This is a genomic window from Oceanobacillus caeni (assembly GCF_042678465.1).
GTDB lineage: Bacteria > Bacillota > Bacilli > Bacillales > Amphibacillaceae > Oceanobacillus > Oceanobacillus caeni.
Genome location: NZ_JBHTKV010000061.1, coordinates 1 through 2440, shown reverse-complemented (window position 1 = coordinate 2440; position 2440 = coordinate 1). Strand labels below are relative to the sequence as shown.

Here is a 2440-nt window from a genome sequence, read left to right as displayed (position 1 = left end):
GTAAGCGTCAAATATAGACCACCTTCTAATATTAATTGGGCTATGTAATAATCTCCTTAAGAAAATCTTTAAGGGGGATTTTTTCATGACACGCAAAGAGAAAAGGCTAGTTTGGGAAGAACGCATTTCTTCGTACAAACAAAGTGGACTAAGCATTGCTAAATGGTGCGATGAGAATAATGTACATGAAAGCCAGTTTTATTACTGGAAGAAGAAACTAAATACTGATCCAAAAGTTGATAACACTTCATCTAAGTGGCTGTCAGTTGAGGTAGATAAGTACGATAATAATCCAGATTCTTCTATCCTTATAAAATTAGGACAAGCATCTATTGAAATTAAACATGGATTCGATCCATCTCTTCTTTCAGAAGTAGTAAAGGCATTAAGAATAGATGTTAAATGAGACAAATATTGAGCGTGTTTATCTTGCGCGTGGAAGTACTGATTTACGAAAATCTATTGATGGATTAGCTGTACTTGTCAAGGAGGGATTTGATCTCGATCCTTTCTCTCCTTGCCTATTTGTATTTTGCAATCGAAAACGAGACAAATTAAAAATCCTTCAATGGGAACATAATGGATTTTGGCTGCATTATCGCAGGTTGGAACGTGGGAAATTCCACTGGCCCTCTGACAAGGACGAGGCCCCAATGCACATTAGTTATCGTCAACTTCGTTGGTTACTAGATGGACTACCTATACAACAAAAACAGGCGCATCCAGAGGTGAAAGCACGTACCATTCTATAGATTAAATAATCTATTAAAATAGGAAGAATTCGACTAGTCAAGTTGGGTTCTTTTTCGTATACTTAATTTATGGAAAAAATAGTAGAGAACAATAATGAGCACACAATTGAATATTATAAAGAACGCAATCAAGAGTTGGAAGCAAAACTAAAATGGTATGAGGAGCAATTTCGCTTACTTCAAAAACAAAAATATGGTGTTTCCAGTGAAAAAACGAATGACGATCAAATGAGTCTACCATTGTTTAATGAGGCGGAAGATACAGCTGATTTAAATATTGAAGAACCTACGCTTGATACTATTACATATCAACGCAAGAAGTCTCGGAAAACAAGAGAAGAATTGATGGAAAACCTGCCAATAGAGACGATAGAATATGAACTATCTCCTGAGGAACAGGTTTGTTCGTGTTGCGGTAATAAAACACACAAAATGAGCGAAGAAATTCGAAAAGAACTACAAGTGATACCTGCTCAGGTAAAAGTCGTAAGGCATGTCCGTCATGTGTATGCTTGTCGTCAATGTGAAAAGGATGAGATAGAAACTCCTATCGTGACGGCAAAAATGCCATTGCCTGTTTTTCCGAAAAGCTATGCTTCACCTTCAATTATTGCTTATATTATGAATCAAAAATATGCCGAAGGCCTACCTTTATATCGACAGGAAAGCCAATTAAAATATCTAGGTATTAACCTTTCTCGTCAAACACTAGCCAATTGGATGGTAGAGGGGGCCAACCGTTGGTTGTCCAAAATATATGACCGAATGAAGTATCATCTTTTGCAGGAAGATATTCTACATGCAGATGAGACTACGGTTCAAGTTTTACGAGAACCAGGACGATCAGCCGATTCGAAATCGTATATGTGGCTCTATCGTAATGGACGTGACCGTCCACCGAATATTCTATTTGAATACCAACGATCACGAGCAAGTAAACATCCAAAAAGATTCCTATCGGAATTCAAGGGATACTTGCATGTCGATGGGTACGGTGGTTACGATAGTCTTCCTAATGTCACCTTATCTGGTTGTTGGAGCCATGCAAGGCGAAAGTTTGATGAGGCATTAAAATCCTTGCCAAAAGAGGCAGACAAATCAAAGGTTACTGCAACCGAAGGATTGGAATATTGTAACCAATTATTTGCGATTGAACGCAAGTGTCTGGATAAGACTCCAAAGGAACGTTATGAAATACGAATCAAACGCAGCCAACCAATTTTGGAGGCTTTTTCAACATGGCTAAAAATGCAAACACCAAAAGTCTTGCCGAAAAGTGCCCTCGGTAAAGCAATTAAATATTGTCGAAACCAATGGAATAAATTAACCGTCTTTTTAGAGGATGGGCGATTAGAAATTGATAACAACCGAAGTGAGCGCTCTATTAAACCTTTCGTGATCGGAAGAAAAAATTTCTTGTTTAGTAATACACCAAAGGGTGCTGAGTCGAGCGCAATTATTTATAGTATAGTAGAAACTGCAAAGGAGAATGGGCTAAGCCCATTTGAATATTTGAAGTATCTATTTGAGCAGTTGCCAAACATTGATTCAACAAACGAAGAAGCGATGGATCAACTCCTACCTTGGTCAACGACTATTCCATTAACTGTCAAAGTTCAAATTAAATCTTAGTTAGAGTATAAAATAGCCCATACCTTAATACTAGGTGTGGGCTATTTGACGCTTAC

General features: G+C 37.7%; 3 protein-coding genes. All 3 read left to right on the top strand.

What is annotated here, in order from left to right:
* Positions 1–85: 85 nt before the first annotated feature.
* The 3 genes from tnpA (at position 86) to tnpC (ending at position 2384) form a co-directional block, all read left to right on the top strand.
* A complete protein-coding gene (gene tnpA / locus ACFQ18_RS17955) occupies positions 86–406 on the top strand; it encodes an IS66 family insertion sequence element accessory protein TnpA (RefSeq protein ID WP_047185469.1) in 321 nt (106 codons plus the stop codon).
* Complete coding sequence (tnpB, locus tag ACFQ18_RS17950) at positions 396–752, top strand: IS66 family insertion sequence element accessory protein TnpB (RefSeq protein WP_047185468.1); 357 nt, start codon at positions 396–398, stop codon at positions 750–752. Before tnpA ends, tnpB begins: the two co-directional genes overlap by 11 nt.
* A 69-nt stretch (positions 753–821) precedes the next feature.
* Complete coding sequence (gene tnpC / locus ACFQ18_RS17945; RefSeq protein ID WP_060669374.1) at positions 822–2384, top strand: IS66 family transposase; 1563 nt, start codon at positions 822–824, stop codon at positions 2382–2384.
* Positions 2385–2440: the final 56 nt, after the last annotated feature.